The 22566-nt window shown below is 67.1% G+C and carries 23 protein-coding genes and 1 pseudogene; 10 read left to right on the top strand and 14 right to left on the bottom strand.

All coding sequences use genetic code 11. The features are described from left to right. Positions 1-397: 397 nt before the first annotated feature. From M1203_RS38210 to M1203_RS38200, 3 genes are read right to left on the bottom strand one after another with little or no spacing between them, the layout of a single operon-like run. Positions 398-1450, bottom strand: coding sequence for an LLM class flavin-dependent oxidoreductase (locus M1203_RS38210; protein ID WP_249954475.1), 1053 nt, complete (start codon positions 1448-1450; stop codon positions 398-400). A 36-nt stretch (positions 1451-1486) separates the two neighbouring features. After that, on the bottom strand, positions 1487-2134 hold the full coding sequence (locus M1203_RS38205; protein WP_249954474.1) for an NADPH-dependent F420 reductase: 648 nt from the start codon (positions 2132-2134) through the stop codon (positions 1487-1489). 19 nt (positions 2135-2153) lie between these two features. Continuing rightward, entirely contained in the window at positions 2154-2639 is a 486-nt protein-coding gene (locus tag M1203_RS38200; RefSeq protein ID WP_249954473.1) for a MarR family winged helix-turn-helix transcriptional regulator, read from the bottom strand. Between the two features lie 70 nt (positions 2640-2709). Between M1203_RS38200 and M1203_RS38195 the strand changes: the two genes are divergently transcribed. Then, the gene (locus M1203_RS38195; RefSeq protein ID WP_249954472.1) at positions 2710-3759 is read left to right on the top strand and encodes an LLM class flavin-dependent oxidoreductase; all 1050 of its coding nucleotides are present in this window, start codon (positions 2710-2712) and stop codon (positions 3757-3759) included. 78 nt (positions 3760-3837) lie between these two features. On the opposite strand, the gene M1203_RS38190 is transcribed toward M1203_RS38195, so the two are convergent. From M1203_RS38190 to M1203_RS38150, 9 genes are all read right to left on the bottom strand, one after another. Beyond that, entirely contained in the window at positions 3838-4287 is a 450-nt protein-coding gene (locus M1203_RS38190) for a MarR family transcriptional regulator (protein ID WP_249954471.1), read from the bottom strand. 542 nt (positions 4288-4829) lie between these two features. Next, complete coding sequence (locus tag M1203_RS38185; protein ID WP_249954470.1) at positions 4830-5471, bottom strand: DsbA family protein; 642 nt, start codon at positions 5469-5471, stop codon at positions 4830-4832. Further along, complete coding sequence (locus tag M1203_RS38180) at positions 5468-6328, bottom strand: oxidoreductase (RefSeq protein ID WP_249954469.1); 861 nt, start codon at positions 6326-6328, stop codon at positions 5468-5470. Before M1203_RS38180 ends, M1203_RS38185 begins: the two co-directional genes overlap by 4 nt. 81 nt (positions 6329-6409) lie before the next feature. Then, on the bottom strand, positions 6410-7123 hold the full coding sequence (locus M1203_RS38175) for an SDR family NAD(P)-dependent oxidoreductase (RefSeq protein WP_249954468.1): 714 nt from the start codon (positions 7121-7123) through the stop codon (positions 6410-6412). Between the two features lie 524 nt (positions 7124-7647). Next, positions 7648-8019 carry a hypothetical protein gene (locus M1203_RS38170; protein ID WP_249954467.1) on the bottom strand — a complete coding sequence of 124 codons (372 nt, stop codon included), beginning with the start codon at positions 8017-8019 and terminating at the stop codon, positions 7648-7650. Between the two features lie 169 nt (positions 8020-8188). Then, complete coding sequence (locus M1203_RS38165) at positions 8189-8500, bottom strand: muconolactone Delta-isomerase family protein (protein ID WP_249954466.1); 312 nt, start codon at positions 8498-8500, stop codon at positions 8189-8191. 276 nt (positions 8501-8776) lie between these two features. After that, positions 8777-9388, bottom strand: coding sequence for an NAD(P)H:quinone oxidoreductase (gene wrbA / locus M1203_RS38160; RefSeq protein WP_249954465.1), 612 nt, complete (start codon positions 9386-9388; stop codon positions 8777-8779). 640 nt (positions 9389-10028) lie between these two features. Then, complete coding sequence (locus tag M1203_RS38155; protein ID WP_249954464.1) at positions 10029-11060, bottom strand: nitronate monooxygenase; 1032 nt, start codon at positions 11058-11060, stop codon at positions 10029-10031. 448 nt (positions 11061-11508) lie between these two features. Further along, a complete protein-coding gene (locus M1203_RS38150; RefSeq protein ID WP_249954463.1) occupies positions 11509-12129 on the bottom strand; it encodes a TetR/AcrR family transcriptional regulator in 621 nt (206 codons plus the stop codon). A 484-nt stretch (positions 12130-12613) separates the two neighbouring features. Here M1203_RS38150 and M1203_RS39410 point away from each other — a divergent pair. From M1203_RS39410 to M1203_RS38945, 3 genes and pseudogenes are all read left to right on the top strand, one after another. Beyond that, positions 12614-12733 (top strand): annotated as a pseudogene (locus M1203_RS39410) (Tn3 family transposase); the annotation flags it as partial. 52 nt (positions 12734-12785) lie between these two features. Further along, a complete protein-coding gene (locus M1203_RS39405; RefSeq protein ID WP_374404815.1) occupies positions 12786-12959 on the top strand; it encodes a Tn3 family transposase in 174 nt (57 codons plus the stop codon). Between the two features lie 13 nt (positions 12960-12972). After that, complete coding sequence (locus M1203_RS38945) at positions 12973-13359, top strand: Tn3 family transposase (RefSeq protein WP_283959521.1); 387 nt, start codon at positions 12973-12975, stop codon at positions 13357-13359. 66 nt (positions 13360-13425) lie between these two features. On the opposite strand, the gene M1203_RS38140 is transcribed toward M1203_RS38945, so the two are convergent. Further along, positions 13426-16239 carry a BTAD domain-containing putative transcriptional regulator gene (locus M1203_RS38140; protein ID WP_249954462.1) on the bottom strand — a complete coding sequence of 938 codons (2814 nt, stop codon included), beginning with the start codon at positions 16237-16239 and terminating at the stop codon, positions 13426-13428. Positions 16240-16386: 147 nt separating this feature from the next. On the opposite strand from M1203_RS38140, the gene M1203_RS38135 reads away from it, so the two are divergent. Then, a complete protein-coding gene (locus M1203_RS38135; protein WP_249954461.1) occupies positions 16387-16788 on the top strand; it encodes a hypothetical protein in 402 nt (133 codons plus the stop codon). A 181-nt stretch (positions 16789-16969) separates the two neighbouring features. Here the strand turns inward: M1203_RS38135 and M1203_RS38130 are convergent, their stop codons facing one another. Continuing rightward, a complete protein-coding gene (locus M1203_RS38130; protein ID WP_249954460.1) occupies positions 16970-17107 on the bottom strand; it encodes a hypothetical protein in 138 nt (45 codons plus the stop codon). Positions 17108-17385: 278 nt separating this feature from the next. Here M1203_RS38130 and M1203_RS38125 point away from each other — a divergent pair, with 278 nt between their 5' ends. From M1203_RS38125 to M1203_RS38105, 5 genes are all read left to right on the top strand, one after another. Continuing rightward, positions 17386-17613, top strand: coding sequence for a hypothetical protein (locus M1203_RS38125; RefSeq protein ID WP_249954459.1), 228 nt, complete (start codon positions 17386-17388; stop codon positions 17611-17613). Between the two features lie 52 nt (positions 17614-17665). Beyond that, the gene (locus M1203_RS38120; protein WP_249954458.1) at positions 17666-18331 is read left to right on the top strand and encodes a helix-turn-helix transcriptional regulator; all 666 of its coding nucleotides are present in this window, start codon (positions 17666-17668) and stop codon (positions 18329-18331) included. A gap of 830 nt (positions 18332-19161) precedes the next feature. Beyond that, the gene (locus M1203_RS38115; protein WP_249954457.1) at positions 19162-19575 is read left to right on the top strand and encodes a hypothetical protein; all 414 of its coding nucleotides are present in this window, start codon (positions 19162-19164) and stop codon (positions 19573-19575) included. A gap of 117 nt (positions 19576-19692) precedes the next feature. Next, complete coding sequence (locus tag M1203_RS38110; protein WP_249954456.1) at positions 19693-19992, top strand: hypothetical protein; 300 nt, start codon at positions 19693-19695, stop codon at positions 19990-19992. A 585-nt stretch (positions 19993-20577) separates the two neighbouring features. Next, positions 20578-21693 carry a SpoIIE family protein phosphatase gene (locus M1203_RS38105; protein ID WP_249954455.1) on the top strand — a complete coding sequence of 372 codons (1116 nt, stop codon included), beginning with the start codon at positions 20578-20580 and terminating at the stop codon, positions 21691-21693. The last annotated feature ends 873 nt before the right edge of the window (positions 21694-22566 follow it).

The raw sequence follows: 22566 nt of genomic DNA, 5'->3' as shown, positions 1-22566 counted from the left end.
CGAGACACCTGTGAACAACGGGTGTGCCAGGACCGAACGATCCACCGTGCCTTCCACCAGCAGAGCATGCCCACCCGCTATCACACACCAACTCGTAAGAACCGCTCCGGGATCGGCGGAGGAGCCCGCCATCAGAACCGGAGCGGTTCAAGGCGGCTTCGGCGTGCGCCTGGGCGGCTCTCACGGCCGGCCGCTTGAGCCCCATCGGTCCGGCCAATCGGTGCCCGGCGTGGAGCAGCTGATGCTCGCCGCCTGCGACGACGCCGGGTACGTGCCTGCTGTGGATGCCGCGTACCGCATGCCGCCCGCATCGACTAACGCGAGGCCGATTTCTGTTTTCCCGGCCGGTGAGGATACGGCGGGCCTTGGACGTGCTGGTTCGCGTCGCGACGCGGTGTCAGTCGCCGAGCAGCTTGCGCACTCGCGGCACCACCTCGGTCGCGTAGAGCTCGATGTTCGTGCGCAGCTTGTCTTCGGAGAGTCGGCCCATCGCGTACTTGAGGTCGAACCGGTCGGCGTCGAGCGCGGTCATCGTGTGCGCGATCTTTTGCGCGACGGTCGTGGGCGAGCCGACGTAGAGGGAGCCCTCAGGCCCGATTTCGTGCCGGAACATCTCCTTGGTCGGGATGGCGAAGCCGCGGACCCGGCTCATCCGGGTCATGAGGTCCAGGTAGTCCGGCCACAGATCGTCGATCGCCTGCTCGTCGGTCTCGGCGACATGACCGGGGGAATGGATGCCGATCGGCCGCCGGCCGAAGCCGAGTTGCCCCAGCGCCCGGAAGTAGAGCTGGGCCAGCGGTCTGAACCGCGTGGGCGAGCCGCCGATGATGGCGAGCCGGAGGTTGAAGCCGTACCGTGCGGCCCGGAGCACCGAGTTCGGGTTGCCTCCGACCCCGACCCAGACCGGCAGCGGGGCGTCCAGCCCGGGCACGATCTCCTGGTCTCGAAGGGATGGCCGCACGGTGCCCTGCCAGGTCACCCGGTCGCCCTTCAACACTTCCGCGAACAGGTTCAGTTTCTCCTCGAAGAGGACGTTGTAGTCCGCGAGGTCGTAGCCGAAGAGGGGGAAGGACTCGGTGCTGGAACCACGGCCCAGGGTGACCTCGGCGCGGCCTCCGGAGATCGCGTTGAGTGTGGAGTAGCGCTGGAAGACCCGGACCGGGTCGTCGGAGCTGAGCACGGTGACCGCCGAGCCGAGCCCGATGCGCGACGTGCGTGCCGCGATGGCTCCTAGGACGACGTCCCCGGCCGGCATCGGGAAGTCGTCGGTGTGGTGTTCGCCGATGCTGAAGTTGTCGATGCCGAGTTCGTCGGCCAGTACTCCCTGCTCGACGACGCTACGGATGGCGTCGGCGTGGGTGTACGGGGTGCCGTCGGCGGCACTGGAGATGTCGCCGAAGGTGTCGAGCCCGAAGGTATGCGTGTGGGGGGGTTCGGTGACGGTGGACATGGTGGACTCCTCCAACAGGAAGGGAATGTGGGGTGATCAGGCCGCAGCCCGGTCGCTGACGAGGTCGAGGAACCGCGGCCGGGTGAGGGGGGTTCCGAAAATCGGTTCGCCCGGTTGGAAGGCGCGTCCGTGCCGGAGCGAGTCGAAGGTGACGGGGTCGAAGCCGATACTGTCGACGATCGAGGCGACCAGCTCGACAGCCCGGTGATCGTCACCTGCCACGCCGAGCGCGCGGCGGTTCGGGTCTCCCGCAGGGCGCCGGTCGGCCTCGATCTCGTGGTAACCGAGATGGTTGAAGGTCTTCACCACGTCGGCTCGCGTCAGGTGTTCCTGGACGATCTCGCTGCTGCCCGTGTCACCGCGCTCGAAGAAGTCCTGTCTGCCGTCGATGGGCGGCCAGTAGTTCATGCTGTCCACGACGATCTTGCCGGCGAACAGTGCCGGGTCGAGCGCGGGGAACCGGTGCAGCGGGAGCGCGAGCACCACAACGTCACCTGCGGTGATCGCATCCCCGGTCCACATCGGGGTGGCCCCGGGCATCACGACAGAGGCGATCAGGTCCAGATCCTCCGGGCTTCCGGACGCGGAGACGGAGACCGAATAGCCGGCCTCTGTCGTCGCCCGTGCGAGCGCCGAGCCGACCCGGCCTGCACCGAGGACGGCGATCCGAGGCGCCGTTGTCACGTCGTTCACGGTAGTTCCCTCACTGTGCGGTCCTGTCGTCGACGTTGCGGCGGATGGCTGCGAGGATCACGCCGAGCTGGGTGATCTGCTCGTCGGTCAGCGCGTCGGCGAAGTAGTACTTCACCGCGCGCAGGTGCGGCCCGGAGGCACTGCGCAGCGCGGCGAGGCCGTCCTCGGTGAGAACCACCACGGCACCGCGGCTGTCGGTGGCACACGGATCTCTGCGGATCAGGTCGCGCCGTTGCATGCGGGCGAGGTGGTGGGAGAGCCTGCTGCGTTCCCAGTCGACTTTGTCGGCGAGCTCCGAGGAACGCAGGGCTCGGTCCGGTGCCTCGCTGAGCGCGAGCAAAACCGCATAGTCGGCCGGGGAGAGTCCGCTGTCCAGGAGCTCGGAGCTGAGGATGCGCCGCAAGTCGTCGGTGAGGTCCTGCAGGCTGCGCCAGGTCGCCAGGGCATCTCGGGACAGCCGAGGCTTGGCTCCCTTGGTCTCTCGTGTCGTCGCCATCACCACTCCTCTGATTGACGCGTCAATTATGCGCCATATAATTGACGTGTCAATTTGCTTGGAGGTCAGGATGAGCAGGTTCACCGGTTCCAGGTTTACTTTCGGGGTCGACAGTTTCGGTGACATCACCGTCGACGAGACGGGCCGTCCATACAGCGACGCCGAGACGATCCGCGCACTCGTTGACGAGGGGGTGCTGGCCGAGGAGTCGGGGCTGGAGTTCTTCGGGCTGGGAGAGCACCACACCGCCGAGATGCCGCTGTCCGCGCCGGACCTGGTGCTGGGCTCAGTGGCCGCGCGCACCTCGCGGATCCACCTCGGCTCGGCGGTCACCGTCCTCAGCTCCGACGACCCGGTCCGCGTCTTCCAGCGCTACTCCACCCTGGACGCGCTCTCGAACGGGCGCGCCGAAGTGATCCTCGGTCGTGGGTCCAGCAAGGAGTCGTTCCCGCTCTTTGGCTACGATCTGCGTGACTACGACGTGCTGTTCGAGGAGAAGCTGCAGTTGTTCGCGGCGCTGCGATCCGAGCTGCCGGTCACATGGGAGGGGACCACCCGGGCCGCACTCGATGGACAGATCGTCGTACCGCGAACCGAGTCCGGGTCGTTGACGACCTGGATCGGCGTCGGCGGCAACCCGGCCTCGGTGGTCCGCGCGGCGAAGTACGGCCTCAGTCTCATGCTCGCGATCATCGGCGGAAATCCGGCCCGGTTCGCGAAGCTTTCCGAGCTCTACCTGAAGAGCCTGGAGAAGAACGGCTTCCCCGAACGACCGATCGGCATCCACTCGCCCGGTCACGTCGCCGTCACCGACGAGCAGGCGATCGAGGAGTACTGGACTTACTACCAGACCTATCTTCTGGAGGCGCGATACGAGCGTGGTTTCCCGCCGATCACCCGCGAGTACTACGAGCGCGAGCTTGAGCACGGATCGCTCTACGTCGGCTCGCCGGAGACAGTCGCCGAGAAGATCGCGCGGACCATGCAGAAGCTGGGTGCCAGCAGGTTCGACCTCAAGTGCGGCATGGGGCCGATGCCGCACACCCAGCTGATGGAGTCGATCCGGCTTTTCGGCACCGAGGTGGTACCGCTCGTCCGCGACCGGCTTCAGTCCCGCTGACGGATGATCGAGCGGTGATCACCTGTCCGGTTCATCAGGGCTGCCGTGGTCCTCTCGGCCCCGACGAGCGGCTCGGAATCAAGAGAAGACGGCCAACGGTCGGCGGCGCCCTCTCGCACTGAACAGATGGACTCCTGGCCGATCTGCCGACGACGCCCCGTGGGTGAGGTCCCGGCCGCTGACGTGCTCGACGAGGTGTCGTCGCACGCTGACCAGAAAGGCCGGCCACGCCTGTTCACAGCGAGCGAGGCCGGTGTCGGTCAGAGCGGTGTTCCAGCCACGCCCGTCCTGGGCCGACTTGGTACGCTCGACCCAGCCCTGCCTCTCCAGCCGGGTGGCGACGCGCGTCATCCCGCTGAGGGAAATGCTGCAGGCGGCTGCGAGTTCGCTCATCCGCATCGCCTTCCCCGGCGCCTCGGACAAGTGCATCAGAGGTGTGTACTCGGAGAGCGGAAGCCTGGCTTCGCGTCCGATGTCGGTGTCGACCGCCCGTGGCAGGGCCAGCATGACACGGCTCGGCTCGCGCACGAACGCCCCCTCACTCGGGGTGAGAGGCTGCAATGACTGCGGATCAGAAGGTATTTCCCCATATTAGTTCCTTGACAGGGCAGGGAGCCGTTGGGAAGTGTGGACCGATCCCGCCCCTACCACTGCACACCCAAACCGATCGACGCGTATAGCAGTTTGGGTGTGCAGTCGGCACGCCGCAGCCAGTGCAGCCCCTCGCCACTCCGGCCGAGGCTCGGAGCCGAGAACCGCATGGTTCCACCACTGGCCCGTACCTCTGGCCGCGAGCGGTCGCCGCGGCGTTCCACGCCGACTTGTCCGTCGGCTTCGAAGGCTGGAATCTTCCCGTCCGGCCGCGAGGTCCAGCTCAGCGGCATCTCTGTCGACTGCCGCCCGGACGGCCAGTCCGTCGGGCACTGGTCGGAGGACAACTTCGGGAGGTTCCCGCTGTTACTTCGCGAGAGCGTGTGACATGGCGTCATAGGCACGCTCAGCTGGCGATGCCGTCGGCATCGAGGCGATCGCTTCACTCCGCCGAAGTCCGTCTGTGACCGGATCGGCTCTCAGCCGAAGAGTGGGCCGACATTGCGACTGCGCTTGATCTCGTAGAAGCCGGGTACGGAGGCGACGGCCAGGGTGCCGTCCCAGAGGCGCGCCGCCTCCTCACCCTTGGGCGCTGGGGTGACGACAGGGCCGAAGAAGGCCACTTTGCCCGGAGAACGCGGGCCCGGTACGGCGATGATCGGACTCCCGACCTCGGAACCTACGTGCTCGATGCCCTCGCCGTGCGACTGGCGCAGCGCCTCGTCATAGGCGTTGGATTCACCCGCGTCGGCGAGGTCCGTGGGCAGTCCGACCTCGCGGAGGGCGGCCTCGATGGTGGCGCGGGTTTTCGGCTGCCGCTCAAGGTGGTAGCGCGTACCGAGCGCGGTGTACAGGGGTTCAAGTACCTCGGAGCCGAAGGCCGTCTGCGCGGCGGTCAGCACGCGGACGGGTGCCCAGGCGCGGTCCATGAGATCGCGGATGTTCTGCGTCAGTTGGTCGAGGTGTGTCTCGTTGAGGACGGCCAGGCTCATCACATGCCATGTGATGCCGATCGGCCGGGTAGCGCGGACCTCCAGCATCCAGCGGGAGGTCAGCCAGGTCCATGGGCAGACGGGATCGAACCAGAAGTCGACGGGCAGGGGCGCGGGGGCGGTGGTCATGTTCGTGGTCCTGTGTCAGTGTCGTCGGCCGGATAGTCGGTGGAGGCGGTCAGAGGGGCCCAGGCGTCGATGTCGTTCTGGAGTCGCTGCCGGCCTTGCTGGATCAGGCGCAGCGCGTCGCTGCCGAGCACCAGATGTACGGGGGGATCCTCGGCGTCCAGTACTGTCATGAGGGCCTTGGCGGCGCGGGCGGGATCACCGGTCTGGTTGCCGTCGTTGGCCTTGCGGGCGGCGCGGATGGGGCCGAAGACGGTGTCGTAGTCGGGGATGCTGCGCGGGACGCGGACCATGGAGCGTCCTGCCCAGTCCGTGCGGAATGAGCCGAGCGCGAGAGAGGTGACGTGGATGCCGAACGGGGCCACTTCTTGGGCCAGGGAGGCGGAGATGCCTTCGACGGCGAACTTGCTGGCGCCGTAGAAGGCGACCCCGGGCAGTGCGGTGAGGCCCGCCATGGACGACAGAGTGACGATGTGCCCGCGTCGTCGGCGCCGCATGAAGGGAAGGACAGCCTTGATGACCGCCACCGTCCCATGGACGTTGACATCGAACTGGCGGCGCAGGTCGTCCATCGACGACTCCTCCACGGTCCCCTCGACTCCGTAGCCGGCATTGCTGATCAGCACTTCGATGGGACCAACCTCTCGTTCGACTCGGTCGGTCACGGCGGTCACGGCGTGGTCGTCCGTGACGTCCAGCAGCATCCCCGTGGCATGGCCCGGGGCCAGGGCCTCGAACTCGGGAATCTGCTCCGGCTTGCGGATGGTGCCGACGACCTGGTGGCCTGCCGCCAGCACCTCACGGGCGAAGGCGCGCCCCAGGCCGCTGCTGACACCCGTGATGAGGAACGTCTTGCTCATGGGAACTCCTGGTGAGGACGTGGGCACCCCGCGAGCTGCACGGGGCATCCTGGGCTTGCCCCTCCGGGCACGGGTCCGGGATCAGTGGCCGGCACTCTGGCCGCCGTCGACGTGGAGGATCTCTCCGGTGACGAAGGGGGCGTTTTCGAGGTAGACGACCGCGTCGACAATGTCGCTGATCTTTCCCATCCGGCCGACCGGGTGCAGTGCGGCGAGCGTGTCGTGGTACTCCTCGGGGTGCATGGGTGTCTTGATGACGCCGAGTGAGACAGCGTTGCTGCGGACGCCGCGGGTGGCGTACTCGATGGCCAGCGCCTTGGTGGCGGACTGGAGACCGCCTTTGGTCAGGGAGGCCAGCACCGAGAGGACTACGGAACTGGCGTGGTCGACCAGACTGGTGGTGATCTGGACGATGTGTCCCCCTCCCTGACGGGCCATCTGTTCGACGGCGAGCTGGGTGATGCGGAAGAATCCGGTCAGGTTGACGCCGGTGACCGCGTCGTAGTCCTGCTGCGTGTACTCGGTGAACGGCTTGGAGATGAAGATGCCCGCGTTGTTGATCAGGGTGTCGATACGGCCGAAGCGAGCGAGTCCGGTGGTGATGACACGTTCGGCGGTGGACGGGTCGGAGATGTCTCCCTGAACGGTGAGGACGTCCGGATCCTGGGAGGCGGCGATGCCACGGGAGGTGGCGACTACGGCGTATCCGAGCTTGCGGTAGGCGTCAACCAGGTTGGCGCCGATGCCCTGCGATGCACCGGTGATGACGGCGACCTTCCGGTCTGGTGTGCTCATCGTGGTTCCCTAAGAATGGCCGGCGGTCCGGGGGGACCGGTTGTGGCTGATGATGGTTTGCCGTTGATGGCTCGGAGCGAATGGCCACCGGGTCCTCCGGGACGCTGCGACCGCTGATGGATAACTGCGGTCATCGCTGGTCAAGGACCTGCGCCGTAGTTCTGCGGGCCACAGAAGAGTTGGACACGGTGGGACGGAGCGATGGTAGAAGCCGTGGCCGTCCAGCCCCGACTGAAAATTGTCGACCGGTCGACAATTCTCCAGCCGGATGCTTATCCGGTCGTGGCGTCATATGTCCGATGGGAGCCTGCGCCCATCAGATGGAAGGAGCGCGTCCCGGGACGCACGTCGCCGCTACCCGAGCCGTGAGCCGTCCCGACGGCCGCCAGGTGCGGCGCGCCCATCGAATGTTCGGAGAACGACGCCCCCTGGGTGGGGACACTTGCGTCTGTACGCGGCCGAGGGAGTGGGACACAGGGTGCCGTACGCGCGCAAGGGCCGGACCGTCGCTTCGGAGGGGGTCGTCAACCTAGTTTCGATACCTGATAGTGGGCGATGCTCCACTCGTCGGCGACTCGCCTGAGAGTCACGCTGAGGGTGACTCGGATGGTCGGGCGGTCGGTGAATGAGAAGTTGACACCCAGATACCCGAAGAGGACATCGTCCGCCCATTGCCGTGTTTCCAGCACCTCGTAGTCCGCGACCAACCCAAGAGGCTGGCTGTCGTAGTACTCGGCAACTCCCTGGCGGCCGACGGAGTAGGGATGGAGCCCTTGGAAGATGGCGTCTCGGGTGAAGCATGCGGCGACTTCCTGCGGCTCATGTGCATCGACCGATGCCTTCCATCGGTCCATGACTCCACGCAAAATCGCTTCCTGCGCTGCTGTGCTGGTCATCAGGTTCTCCTCACATGAAGGGGCGGCACGTGGCGGCGCCAGGTGATGGCTGTTCCCTGCTCGTGGGACCGGTCCGACGCCGGACCGCGGCATCCCGTGTGGTGCAGTAGCCACCCTTGCTTCCCGGGGCCGCCACGGCCGAAGACTGCGTAAGCGGGAGGCGGGTCGATCAGACCGTGCGGTCGGCCGCGCCCGGGTCGCCCGGGTCGTTGGGATGTGGTTGTACGGCGGTGACCACTGCGGTCATCCAGGGCCACAGGGGCAGTGTTCCAAGGACCCTCTCGCGCAGATCCGTCTCGTCCTCGGCGCGCCACACGCCGATGCTGCGGAGCTCGCCCACCGGGCGCCACAGCCTGACCAAGTGGCCCTCGGAGCTGAGCTCCTTCGCGCGGGCGGCCTCGGCGGCACGGCGCCGATCCACTTCGGCGGGGTCGGTGCCCTTGGGTACGGTCGTGGTGAGCTCGACCAGGAACTCTTTCATGGTCCTATTCCTTTCGCGGTTCTGCAGGGGTGGCTCCTGATGGGGACATGATCGGCCCATCGCCGACAGACCGCGAGGCGTCGCGGCCCGTCGGTCCGCTGGAGGCCGCTTCGGCCGAACGGTGAAGCGGTGCCGCTTGCCGTTCTCGGTTTCAGCGCCGCGCCGGAGGCTGGACAGACCTGTCCTCAAGAGGTGGAGCTGTCGGGTCGGCGGCACCTGCAGTGCGTTCGCGATGTGGTACGCGCCGGTATCGACAGGGTTGCGTCGGCGGGCTGATCAGGCAGCCGCCTTGAGTACAGTGGCGATCTTGACAACGCGCTCGGCCTGGACGCGGGCCGCGGTGCGGGTGGTTTCGCCGACGGGGTTGTTGCCCTGGGCGTCGACGTGAGAGGTGCCGTAGGGATTGCCGTCGGTGAACTTGGTGGGGTCGGTGAAGCCGGGGCTGACGGTGATGCCGCCGAAGTGGTGGATGGAGTTGTAGAGCGCGAGCAGGGTTGACTCCTGGCCTGCGTGAGCGGTCGCGCTGGAGACGAAACCGCTGTAGACCTTGTCGGCGAGTTTGCCCTGGGCCCAGAGACCGCCGAGGGTGTCGATGAACTGCTTGAGCTGGGAGGAGACGTTGCCGAAGCGGGTGGGGGTCCCGAAGAGGACGGCGTCGGCCCACTCGATGTCTTCGGGGGTGGCCTCGTGGATATCCGCGCTGGCGGCGTGGTTGGCAGCCCAGGCGGGGTTGGACTCGATGGCTGCCTTGGGGGCGAGTTCGGCGACCTTGAGCAGGCGGACCTCGGCGTCGGCCTTGACGCCGGCGTCGCGAAGCTCCTTGGCGATCTCGGCGATGGTGCCGGTCGACGAGTAGTAGATGACGGCGAGCTTGACGGGGGTGGCCACAGCGGGGCTCCACTTCATGGGGGACTTGGGATGTGCGGTCGGAAGTTGACCGACTTCTAAGATAGTAGACCGGTCGGCTAGTTTCAAATCGGGACCCGTTCCACCGTGACTTGTTGTCGGAGGCGGCGTATCCCCTGGCCGGCGCCGGCGCCGGCGGTCGCCGCATCGGCCGGTGCCGCGTCGGCGCCCGCGTTGAATGCTGGTCGCGGCGCTTGGCGTGTTCCCGGACCGTCCTGAAGTGGCGGTCGTCATCGCAGGGGCAGGCGGCTTCGCCGGCGGGGCCAGGCACAAACGCCCGGTATCGCTGGGGGTATACACCCTTTCGCGGCCAGCGATGTGTTGTCTGCGCGCCCTCTGGAGGGTGCGGTCCGTCCGGTGCCTCGGCTTGGTGGCCCGGAACTTCCGGGCGATACCGTCGGGGTCGGCCACGGAGGCGAATTCCGCCCGTCGGCGTCCCGCGCTGGCGAACTGCGCACTCCCCGACGGTCCAGGCGCCGAACCAACCGTCCGGAGCGGCCCGGTCGGCAGCGGAGAATATCGCAGCCGCGTCGCAGGGGCTCGCCTGCCGACCGAGACCGTCCGCCTTGGTTGCCCCCGAAAGTACCCACCGATCCACTCAGTCAAGGTGGGGCAGCCGCTCTCAGACCCGGGAGGCCAACCGGTGGAGGATCTGCGCGGTGGGCTCCGCCGTCGCGTGGCGGTAGCCCGTGCCGGCCCACAGATTGATCCGCTCCGGATCGTTCGCTGACGCCGCGGCGCGGCGCATGGGGCTCGTCAGGTGATGGAGGGCGGGGTAGCCGTCCGGGGCCAGGCTGCTGTATCGGTCGGTGAAGTCGTTGCGCAGCGCTCGCGCCGGGCGGCCGGAGAACGCCCGCGTCATCACGGTCTGACGGCGTGCCGGGTCAGCGAGCGCGGCACGGTACGGGGCAGAGGTCCCGGCCTCGTCGGCGCGCAGCAGGACGGTGCCTGCCATGACTGCCGCAGCCCCGGCCCCGAGTACTTCGGTCACGGTGTCCGGTGTTGCGATGCCACCAGCGGCGACAAGAGGCAAGGGCACCTCCTTGTGAACCGCCTTCAGCAGATCGGGCAGGGATACAGCGGGGGACGCGAGGTGCGGGGTCCACGTGCCTGAATGGCCTCCCGCGGCGGCAGCCTGCACCGCGAGTACGTCGACACCTGCCTCTGCGGCGGTGCGCGCTTCCAGCGGCGAGGTGACCGTCTGGACCACCAGCGTGCCGCTCGCGCGAAGGGCCGCGATGATGGCCGCTTCCGGAATGCCGAAGGTGAAACTGACGACAGGGACAGGGGAAGAGACCAGCAGATCGATCTTGTCTTCCCAGTGATCGTCGTTCTCCATGATCCGTGCCTCTGCGGAGTCGAGGCCGTATGCACGGGCTTCCGGTGCGATCGCGCGGGCGAAGGCGCGAAAGGCCCCGGGATCAACCGGGACAGGACTGGGGGCGAACAGATTGACTCCGAAGCCGACGCCCGCCGAGCGTGCGCCGGCAATCTGCTCAGCCAGGGCCTGCGCTGTCTTGTACCCACCGGCGAGGAAGCCGATGCTGCCGGCGCCGGCCGCCGCGATGACCAGCTCGGGTGTGGTCGGGCCGCCTGCCATCGGCGCCGCCAGAACCGGTAGCTCCAGCCCGAGATCAGTGAGCGGCGAAATCACCAGAAGCCTCCTTCCTGGGAACATCGATGTGATCGCCGGATCTCTCTCGGAATCGACCCGTGCCCCTGTGCGTACCCATGGCGTCACGGTGCGCCACTTGCCGGGGGTCCTTCCACGACACGCTTTCCTCCAGCTGATAGACGCGGGCTCCCACCGCAGGTGGTGGGACACTCCTGCACTCCTGACAGGGGCATTTGCCTTCATCACCGGTGTGTCCCAGGCATCGCCGCCGACATCCTTGATCATGCGCGGCCTGCAGCCGACCTCCCAGCCGATGGCCAGCCAACACCCACCTGGTGGCCTGCCTGTCTGGCAGCCCTGTCGCGCTCGGCGTCATCAAGACGCGGATGCCGTCACACCACTCACACCGAATCCGGTCGGCCGAATGAGCCGAAACCGTGCACGAATGCGATTGCGTGCCTTCCGTCCAGGTGAGGCTCGGAGCCGGTCAGTAGCTGAGCGGCTCTGCGTCCGGTCGGCGTGCGGACAGCAGCGACAAGCAGTTGTCCCAGAGAGCTTCGAGGTTCTGGGTGTTGTTGTAGAGCTTGGCGAACAACACCTGGCCCTCAAGCTGGGCGACCACCGACCGGGCCGCCTCCCGGATGTCCCCGACGGTGACGTCCCCACGCTGCCGGGCTTCGGCGATGACCTTCTCGACCATCTCCACCTGGGCCCCGAAGATCTGCTGCAGGCGTGCGCGGATGGGCTCGGTTTGGTTGCTCAGCTCCAGGGTGAGGTTGCCGAACATGCAACCGGAGACGGTCCCGCAGCTCTGCTGGCCTGCGCGCAGGCCAGCCGCGGTCTCCTCGAAGAGCTGACGCAGCCGCAGGAGCGGCTCCGCATCGTTCTGCAGGGCCCGGATCCACTCGTCACGCTGGGCTTCCCAGTGCTCGTCCAGCACGGCCAGCGCAAGAGCCTCTTTGGACTCGAAGAAATAGTAGAAACTGCCCTTCGGTACCCCGGCGTCCTTGCAGATCTCAGCCACGCCCAACGCTGAGTAGCCTCGCAGTTCGATGAGCGACTGCGCGGCCGTAAGGATCTTCTCCCTCGCATCACTGGTGCGTCCCATGGCACTGAGTATACGACCGATCGCCTACAAATAATAGACCGGTCGACTAGCTGAGGCGGAGGCCGATCGCTTCGGCCTCAGGACCAGATGATGAACCAACAGTAGTCGCAAAGCTGCATTCGATCGCCTCCATCGGCAAGACCACCGGCGACTCCGAGTCCGCGTCACCGGTCACCGCTGTCTGAACCCGACGCTTGTCCAGGGCCATACGACCTCCAGCTCACCACGGCGAGGCGCCCGCCCCGCAGCTGACTCAGGGCGGCCGATCAAAACGTCGCCCCCCTGCTCCCGACGGTAGCGGCCACCACTGACAACAGAAGCGCCTGCTTGTGCAGTTGAGTGGTCCCCACGAAGTACAGAGCAACAAACTGGCCTCGCCCGCCCATCGGAAAGCGCGCTCACTGTGCACCAGGCGTCGTGCCCGTACGATCGCCGCCCCGGCCGTCGCGACAGCGGTGGAGCGGCAGGCCGGTGCACTGAGATCATGGGTAACAAGACCGATCTGCCGATCATCGAGCACGCGACCAATACGCATGGCGTGACCTTGGTCAACTTCGCACTGTTCCACCTGGTCGGGATGCTGCTCTCGCCGCGTATCCGGACCTGGGGAAGATCACCCTGTATCGGATGGACCCGCAGCGGGACGTCAACAGAAGATCAACATAGGGCCGATCGAGGAGAACTGGGACGATCTGCTGCGGCTGGCGGGGTCGATCAAGTTCGGGCACGCCACCGCCTCGCTGAGCGTCGGCAAGCTGTCCGCCTCCTCCCCGCAGAACATCCTGGCGGCGGCGTTGAAGGAGCACGGAGCGCTCCGCCGTACGATCTAATGCCGCCCGCTATCTGGCCGACGAGATCTACCGGTGGAAGACCGCCCGGCAGCTGAACAAGGGCGAGTCGCTGCACTCGCTGCGCCGCAGCCTGCTCTACGCGCACGAGGGCGGGATCCGGCACCGCCACCTGGCTGCGCAGACCGAGCAGGCATGGTGCCTGACGCTGCTGACCAACGCGGTGGTCACCTGGACGACGGAGTACTACAGCCTGGCCATCGCACAGATGTGCACCGAGGACCGCGCGGTCGACGACGAACTGCTGGCACACATCTCCCCGGCCCGCAGCAAGAACGTGAACTTCTTCGGAACCATCAACGTCGAGGTTGACACCGAACTTGCCAAGCTCGACCCGGCCGGCTACCGGCCACTGCGCCCCCGCCGACCGGAGCGGGCCTGACCAAGCCGGCCGATCGGCATGAAGCGATCACATCAGTGGGCCAAGGCCACTCCAGCGAAGCCTGTTTCACGCCAGGGCTCCGTCGAGGTTCTGGAGCATGGCGCGGATCCGGTCGAGCTCGGCGCCGTAGTGGCCTGCCTCGGTGAGGATGGCGATGGCCTGTTGCCAGGCGTCCTGTGCCGCGTTGAGGGCGCCGATGGCACGGTGGGTTTCCCCGAGGTGGACCAGGGTCTCTGCCTCGTTGTAGCGATGCCCGAGTGTCTGGTTGAGTTCGAGACTGTGCTGGTAGCTGTCGATGGCGTTCCGGTAGTCGTCAGTTTGCTGGTAGGCGTAGCCCAGGGTGTCCCATGTGGCCGCTTGGCCGCGCTCGTCCTGAAGTTCTTGTTGCAGGGCCAGCGCCTCCCGGCAGTGGGAGATGGCCTGCTGGTGGTGACCGAGCTGGATGTGGTCCCAGCCCACCGCATTGAGTGCTCTGGCCCGTCCGGGCCGGTGACCGAGCGAGGTGAAGAACTCCAGAGCAGTGAGATCGTGGCGGAAAGCTGTCTGCTGGTCGCCTTGGTACTCGTGTAGCCAGCCCAACGCGATGTGGGTGTGGGCCTGCCCCAGGACGTCACCGGCCTCCGTGGACAGTTCGAGTGCCCGTAAGAGCGCGCGGCTGGCCTCGGGGCCACGGCCCGTCAGTGCGAAGGCGTAAGCAAGCTCTCGATGGCACTCGGCCTGTGCCGAGCGCTCCCCGAGCCGCGTAGCGGCTGCCAGGGCCGTTCGCTCGACCGTCTCCACGTCGTGCCACAGTCCGCCTCGGCTGAGGAAAGTGACGTTTGTCCACGCCAGCTCCCAAGCGCGGGCATCGCTGCCGACGAGCGCAGCGTGTTCAACGGCTGCGGTGAGAGGTGCTCGTTCACGGGTGAACCATTCCAGAGCCTGGTGATGGGTGGTGAGCTGTTCGGGAGAGACGCCGTCTGCCGCGGGTGTCAGGCTGATCGGGTCCCGGTGGGGTAGCAGCAGTCTGTTGGCGGTGTGCGCGGTGTGCACGTAGTGGTCGAGTATCCGGCCCAGCGTCGCGCTCCGCTCCCTGTCGGTATCGAAAGTGTCGGCAAGTTCGGTGGCGTAGGCACGCAGCAGGTCGTGGAAGGTGTAGCGGCCGAGTGTGTGTTCCTGGAGCAGGTGTGCGGCCTGCAGTTCGCGCACGTGGGTACGGAGGCGGGGGAGGGGAAGGGCGGTGAGGCTTGCGGCGGCAGGCAGGCTGATGTCGGGGCCGGGTGCCAGGGCGAGCTGCCGGAAGACGTCGGCTGTCTGAGGAGCAAGGGCGCGGTAGGAGGCGGCGAAGACCGAACGTAGGTTGGCGGTCGTTTCGCCGGCGTCCAGGGCGTCGAGCCGGGGCGTGGTCTCCTGGAGTTCCGCGGCCAGTGCTGCCAGGGTGAGCGCGGGGTTCATGGTGGCACGGGCTGCCAGGATGCTGATGGCCAGGGGGAGGCCCGCGCAGTGCTTCAGGAGGGTACTGACGGCCTCAGGCTCGGAGGCAGTCCTGTGGGGGCCGAGGTGGCGGGTGAGTAACTCGTGTGCCTCGGCGTCTGTCAGCGCATCCAGGGTGAGGGGGGTTCCGCCATGGGTGGTGATCAGGCCGCCGAGTTGGTGACGGCTGGTGACCAGGACGGTGCAATGGGGGCTGCCGGGGAGCAGAGGCAGAACTTGGGCGGTGTCACGGGAGTTGTCCAGGACGATGATCAGGCGCCTGTCTGCGACTAGGGTGCGGTAGAGCGCGGCCTGGGCGTCCAGGTCTGCGGGGATCTGCGCAGGGGCAACACCCAGGGCGTCGAGGAACATACGCAGCGCCACCTCTGGCGGTACCGGTTCTTCGGAGGGGGAGAAGCCGCGCAGGTCGGCGTACAACTGGCCGTCGGGAAAGCGTTTCTGCTGCTGGTGGGCCCAGCGCAGAGCCAGCCAGGTCTTACCGATGCCGCCGGTGCCGCCAATCGCGGAAATCACCACCGTGCCGCCCCGCTCGGCCTGTGACTCCAGCAGGCGATCCAAATGGGCCAGTTCGCGGTCCCGGCCGACGAAGAACGAAGGCGGCGCCGGAAGCTGCCGGGGCACCGCAGCGGATTCCGGTCCGGCGCCGGCCTCGGACTCACGGGCGGCTGTGGTGAGCGCCGGGTCGGCTGTGAGGACCTGCTGGTGGAGCTGCCTCAGCGCTGCGCCAGGGTCGGTCCCCAGCTCTTCCCCCAATCGCCGCCGGATCTCCTGGTAGCACGTCAGGGCGTCGGCAGACCGGCCACCGCGATAGAGCGCCAGCATGAGCTGACCGGCCATCCGCTCATCCAGCGGATGGGCCTCAGCCCGCGCGAACAGTTCGGCTAGTACCCGGTCGTGCTGTCCCAGACGCAGCCGGATGTCGGCCAGGTTCAGCTGCGCGGCCAGCCGCTCCCGTTCGAGGAAGTCGCGCTGGGCGTTGAACCACGGGGTGTCCACCCCGGCGTACGCCTCCCCGCGCCACAGCCCCAGAGCCTCTTCCCATAACGAGGCCGCCTGCTCGTCATCACGCACCGCGCGGGCGTGGTCGGCCAGGTCACGGAACCGGTGGACATCCACCGACCCGGCCGACACCTTCAGCCGATATCCGCCCCGGTCCCGCACGATGTCCGCCCCGAGCCCGGACAGCACCCGCCGCAACCGGGACATATAACCGTACAGCGCTTCCCGGCCCCGACCCGGTGCATCCGCGCCCCACACCCGATCCACCAGGACATCCGCCGACACCACACCGTCAGCGTCGGCGAGTAACGCCCCCAGTACCCACCGCTGCCGCGCATGGCCCACATCCACCGGCACCCCGCCTCGCCACACCGCGATGGCGCCCAGGACCCCGAAACGCACCGCCATCCCCACCCCTGCCATGGCCACGTCAGTCTGTTTTACCCGCCGCTGACCACCGAAGACAGCTCGATTCCAGACTTTCCGAAGGTTCCCCGAAGGCCGCCCCGGCATGGTGAGTACACAACGTCCACACGAAACACACAGGGGATGAAAATGCATCTTCGCACTTCCCGGGTCGCCAAGGTTCTCGGTGCCGCTGCAGCGGTCGCCGCTCTCACCATGGGCGCGGCGTCACAAGCCTCCGCCGCATCCGTCACCGCGGCCGGCCCCGACGGCTTCTACAACGGCTCCGTGGTGGTCAACGCGACCAATGTCAAGATCAACGGGCGAGTGACGGACGACGGCAACTACAGCGGACAGAGCGCCGTCTACCTCAAGATCACCAGCAGTAGCGGAGGCACGCGGAACTACGAGGTCTCTATCTCGCCCAATGCCGACTACCAGACCTTCTCCACCAAGACCTACCCCTTCAGCGGATCGTTCCGCAGCGGCTACGTTACGGTCTGCAGCGGAACCCCAAACGGCTGGCAGTGCGGTACGCCCAGGGCTCTTTGATCATCAGCAGTCAGGCTACGGCCCGCTCAAGACACCATCTACCGGGCTGTGGGCACCCTGACCGGCCTGAGCAGATTCGAGGGACCCACGCTTGCTGGACCGGCAGCGACTGTCCCAGCAAGCCGGGGCATCATGCCGACGCACGCGGCCAACAACGCTGGACAAGTTGTTGACATGTTCGTCAGTGGTTGTAGGTGATCAGTGAACGGGTGACGGGCTGGCTGATGGCGCGGTTGTGCCAGATGGCACAGGTCATTGCCGGCAGTCGCTGGCCGACGTGGACGGCGACGCTCTCGATGGTGCGGCCGCCGTGTTGCACGGTTGCGGCACGTCAATCGAAGCAAACGCCTGGGGCCGGAGCAGCAGCTAGCTGCTGCTCCGGCCCCAGGCGTTACCCAGTACTTTTTCCGGCGACCGCAGGCGTTCGAACACACACCAAGTTTGCGACTCGGGTTGAGGTGTACGCATTCACTGCGGCAGAAGTGAAAGGGGCGGATGGGTGGTGATCGAACAGGCCACCGCACCGGATAGCGGGAGCGCGATCCGGCTGTCACGGCCGGGTCGGCCTGCGAAGCCGCGAACAGGCAGGTGTCACGCATGCGGTTGTTCCCCTCTCCGCCGGCTGCTGGCAGTGATCCCTCGCAGGGAGCGCTCACGACCAAAGAGCTGATCGTCGTGGTCGTCGCCATTGTCGTCGCTGCGACGCTCGCCGCCCTCGGGATGCCGCTGTTCGGCGCCATCGAATTCATCAGCGGCGCTCTGTACGTCGCTGGCCGCTCCGTCCGGGCGATGCGTACAGCGCCGCCGCTCACCGGGACGGCCTGACCGTCCCATGGGGCGGCGTGAATGCGCCGTCTTCGCGCGTACCCGACAGTCCTTGGAACTCGCGCTGTGGCTTCGGACGCAGCGCGAGCGCCGGGCTGTCACCTACGCGAAGATGGCCGAACTGACGGGCCACCGGTTCAGCCCGGCGACGCTCTCGCGCGGGGCCAGCGGCCGCAAGGCGTCGCGCGAGGTGGTGCTCGCCTACGCCGAGGCGTGCGGCGCGGACACAGACGAAGCGCTTCGGCGGTGGAAGGCCGCACAAAGAGCCGAAGCACAGCGGCGGCGCCGCGCGAGGGCCTCTACGGAATTCGGGGACCTCGCCACGTCGGTGCGTTCCGTGATGACCCATCCCAAACTCATCGACCACTTCGGTAAACTGCTCGACGCCATGGTCGAGTTACGGGCCAGGGAAGGCCAGCCGTCCCTGCGGGACTTGCAGAGCGCGGCGGGAAAGACCCCCGACGGCCGACACCACCGGCTGCCGAAGAGCAGCCTCAGTGTCATCCTCCGGGGCGAACAGCCGCCCTCACGCTCTCACCTCACCGCGTTCCTCGAAGCCTTGAGCGTCCCCGCGGCCAGGATCCGGCTCTCGGAGAAGGCATGGGACCGCATCACCGACAGCGAAGCCCGGAAACCCCCCGGCAGCCGCCACACCCCGACTCGTGATCTTCCCGCCAGGCGAGCCACAGAACGAACCTCCCGTCCCGGAGACCACTGACACCGGGGAACTCGACATCCCACAGGCACGAGTCCTGTTCAACACCATAGGTTCTGTCCGGATGCCCGGCCCCTGGCACAATCCGCGGCCCAACCCCCCGGTCGCGCGTACGCCCTCCGGCCTGCCCATCAGAAGGCCACGCCGCGCTCCGAACCTCCCTCACGGCTACACATTCGTCACTCACCAGTACCACCTGCGGATCATCGCCCGGGAATGGTCAGCGCCTCCTCTGACCGTTCAGGACCCGCCGGCCCCTGAACGCCCACCGGCCCCTCAGGACCTGCCCCCGCCCCAACGCCCACCGACCGCCCGGCTCATGAGCCGGATCGCCAAACGGCTCCTCCCGAGAAAGCCGCGCCGCGCTCATACCCGCTGGCCGAACTACTGAGCCGGCCGCAGTGACCGAGGCCGCCGCGCCGGTGGAGCGCCGGACACCGCCGGACGGCTATCGGCGTGCGATCGAGACACGCCGCCAGGGCCGCGCCGCCGTCCCGGACGGACCCCAGGCATCGCCCAGGCGGTGGAGCGGCAGACCGCCCCGATGCGAGAGGTGTCACGCCGGGCGTTCCCCGATCCCGACGTCGTCCCGGAGGATGCGCCGACTCCGGTTGCGGCGGCTCGTGCACAGCGCCGCCGCCAGGTTGCGGCGGCCGGCGAGAGGAGCGCGGCAGAGGCGAAGCGGTGGATCTCAGCCAATGCGGGTGGAGAACCGGGCAGTCATTTCGGAGTCGCGGGCGTCGCCCGTGTCATGGGCCCGATGATCTGCGGCGGCCGTCCTGGAACCCCGTTCCCACGACGGCGGACAGTGCCTCACCCAAGGCGGAGGAACCATGAACGATATCATCACCCTGGCCGACGACCCCGACCTCGCCCACTTGGTCGACCTGATCGACATCCTCCCCAGGCCAGAAGCAAGCAGGTTCTGGGACGAGAAGGGCCAGGGTGATCACAGCATCGGAGCCAAGATCGGACAGGACCTCAAGCGGATCCTCGGCGGACAGGGTCGTCCGCGGGATGTGGACTACTTCGCGGTGCACGTCCTGAAGTACCTGGGACGAGGCAACGTCTACATCTCGGAGGAGAAGATCACTCAGAACCTGAGGAGCGTCCACGGGCTGCCTGCGGCCGGCCACGCGTGGGTGGAGGATACCACGCGTACCGCGTGGAGGCTGGTGACCCGTTACAGCCTCGCGCGCTGGCGTGGAGCCGCCTCGACGCCTGGCTCGGCATGGATGGCGACTTGATTCAACCGGTCACCGATGATCGGTCGCGGGTGCTTCCGATCAGGGCCGTACGGGATACGGGCACGATATCGTGGAGTCTTCTTATCCGCGGTTGTGTGATCTGGCAGGAGTGCCCGCGTGCCCGAGGACCCCATCGCTCACAGCGAGCTCGCTGCCCTGACCCGGCGCTTCGAAGAGGTCTCGGCTCAGGACTCCCGCGAGTTCGGGATCATCAAGTCCGACCTCACTGCGGTGCGTCTGCAAATCGGGAACCTGGATCAGAAGGTAGAGAATCTCGGCGGCCACATGACCCAGCGCCTTGACAGTCTGAAGCGGGAGATCGACATCGACGGCTTCATCGACGAGCAGCGCACGGTCAACGCGACCATGGTCGAGCTGCTGTCCTCGCTCGTGGGCAAGAGCACCGACACCCAGTGATCCCACAGCCCTGCGGCTGAACAGCTGGACAGGGTGAAATCGGGGCCCGGACCGCATGAGGTCCGGGCCCCGATCCGTGTGCGGTGCGGGCCCACGAACCGGCCTCCGGCTCGTGGAGCTCCGCAGTGGCGCAACCAGGTCCAGGCCCCTGCTTTTCTCGTCAGTCTGTTTCGTCCGGGGCGAATCCCGGGTCGGCCTGTTCCGTGGGCGTCCGGGGGTTCTCTGTGCGCAGGGCGCGGGCTGTCGCCTCGCATGTCTGCGCCAGCCGTTCACGGACTTGCGCGGGGATGCGCCCCTTCAACGCGAGGTCGCGGAGGTAGCGCAGCGCCTCGGCCCACTCGATCGCGTCCTCGGACAGGGTCTAGGGCTGGCCGCTGATGCGGGTAGCGGGAACGCGTCTGATCTCGACGGGTCCCTGGCGCACGACGGTGCGGGTCACTGTCTCCGTGCGCTCGCTGACCTCCCGGACCGGCTCTGTCGTCCGCCCGCCCTCGTCCACCGGGACCCGTGCGACCTGCCCGTCTCCGCCGAAAGACTCCTATGGTTGAGAGACACACCAGGGGGGCTCATTGAGGCGAGTGAGACGTGACGGAACCGCAGATCGACTACGCAGCGGTGTTCCAAGCCCTTCCCGGGGCGGTGGCGCTGCTGACCCCGCAGCTGGTGTACGTGGACGCCAACGAGGAGTTCTTGCGCATGGTGGCCCGCTCCCGCGAGCAGGTGATCAGCAGCTACCTGCCCGACGACTTCCGCGACAACCCAGACGACCCCGCTGCGATCGTCATCCCCAACGTTCAGGCCTCACTACTCCGGGCTGCGGAAAGTGGTAAGCGCGACACCCTGGCGCTGCAGCGTGCGGACCTTGAGGACCCCGACCGGCCCGGGGTATGGGACGAGCGGTACTGGAGCTCGATCAACGTGCCCATCCTTGGTCCGGATGGGAAAGTGACGCTGCTGCTGCACCGGGCGGAGGAGGTCACCGAACTCATCCGCGCTCGCAGCCTCGCGCTAAGCTTGCAAGAAGCGATGCTGCCCGCTCCCTGTGCGGTCGGACGCCACCGAGCGGCCGTACGCTACCGGCCTGCTATCGACACGCTGAACGTGTGCGGCGACTGGTACGACCTGGTCGACCTACCCGGCGACCGCATCGCAGTCGCCGTCGGCGACGTTGTCGGCCACGGCTTGTCCGCGGCCGGCGTCATGGGACAACTGCGCAGCGCGCTCAGCGCCGCCTGCCGCGCTGCCCACGGCCCCGCCCAGGCTTTGGACGTCGTCGGATTGTACGCTCGCTCCATCGCCGGTGCTGAGAACACCACTGCTGCCACGACGTTCATTGACTGGGAGACCCACACCATCACCTACAGCAGCGCCGGCCACCCCCCACCCGTCCTCCTACAGAGGGACGGCGCCGTCGCCTTCCTGGACCAGGCCACCGACCCCCCACTTGGCGCCCGCCTTGAACACATCCCCCGACCCCAGGCCACCGCGCCCTTCACCGATGGTGCCGTCCTCGTGCTGTACACCGACGGCCTGATCGAACGCCGCTGCGAAGACATCGACACCGGTCTCGCGCGCCTAGCTGCCTCCCTGGCCCACCACCAGGCAGCCGACCCCGAACCCCTCGCAGACGCCCTGCTGGCCGACCTGCTCCCGCCCGGCGGACTCACCGACGACACCGCCCTCGTCGTCCAGCGTCTATGAACCGTCCCGTCATCTCCACAGCATCGTGCTCAGCCAGGCCACATCGATGCCTGAGCATGAACCGCCCCGGCCTGCGTACCTGCTGAGCGCCATCACCGGAGCCGTCATCGCCACCGCCTCCGGCGCCATCCTCGACAGTCGCCGTTGGCGCAGAGATCAAGCACAGCGCCTCACCGACACCCGACGCGTTCTCTACGGTGAGTACCTCGCCGCCCTCACGAAGGCTCGAAACCACTTTCGGTCCCTTGGAGCCAAATTTCGAGGCGGATTTCCTCCCGTGTTCCTACAGGTTTCGCCCGGATCGCCGGGCTCATGGCGTAGTGGCTGAGGTGCATCATTTCGCATCCCGCTCCTATGAGTGGGTTGTTGTGGGTGACATCAAAGCCTGCTCGACGAAGTCTCGCATTCGGCACTCATGGACCGAGTACGGGAACGTGTCGGAGACAAACGCGTCCTGGATCTGGTGAAGGAGTTCCTGAAGGCGGGCTCCTCAACGAGGGCGGCACCCTGGTGGATACCAACGCTGGGACTCCGCAAAGTGTGAACGATCACGTTATTAGGGCCTGGCGCCACGTAATTCCTCAGGTCCTGACCTTGTTCATGTCTACTTGACCGAGGGCTTGTTTGTTTTGTCGGTGCCTCCTCCCCGGGGCCGTTTGTTGGGAAGGTGGTTGGGCCCGTTCATGTAACGCCATACTCGCTTCCCATACCAGTCGAAGCCGTCACATCCGAGCAGCACAACCAGCAACCCGGCAAACGTTCCCGGTCACAGCACTAAGGGCTGTCCCGTAAATGATCTCCGGGTCGCCTCAGGCATGGCGGGCTGCCGTACGGCCCGCTGGCCTATCCGGCGAGGGCGAGGTTATGCATCCG

The organism is Streptomyces sp. 35G-GA-8 (genome assembly GCF_023534745.1).
In the GTDB taxonomy this organism is placed as follows: domain Bacteria; phylum Actinomycetota; class Actinomycetes; order Streptomycetales; family Streptomycetaceae; genus Streptomyces.
The sequence above is the reverse complement of the archived record's forward strand: the minus strand, read 5'-3'. Positions and strand labels throughout refer to the sequence as shown.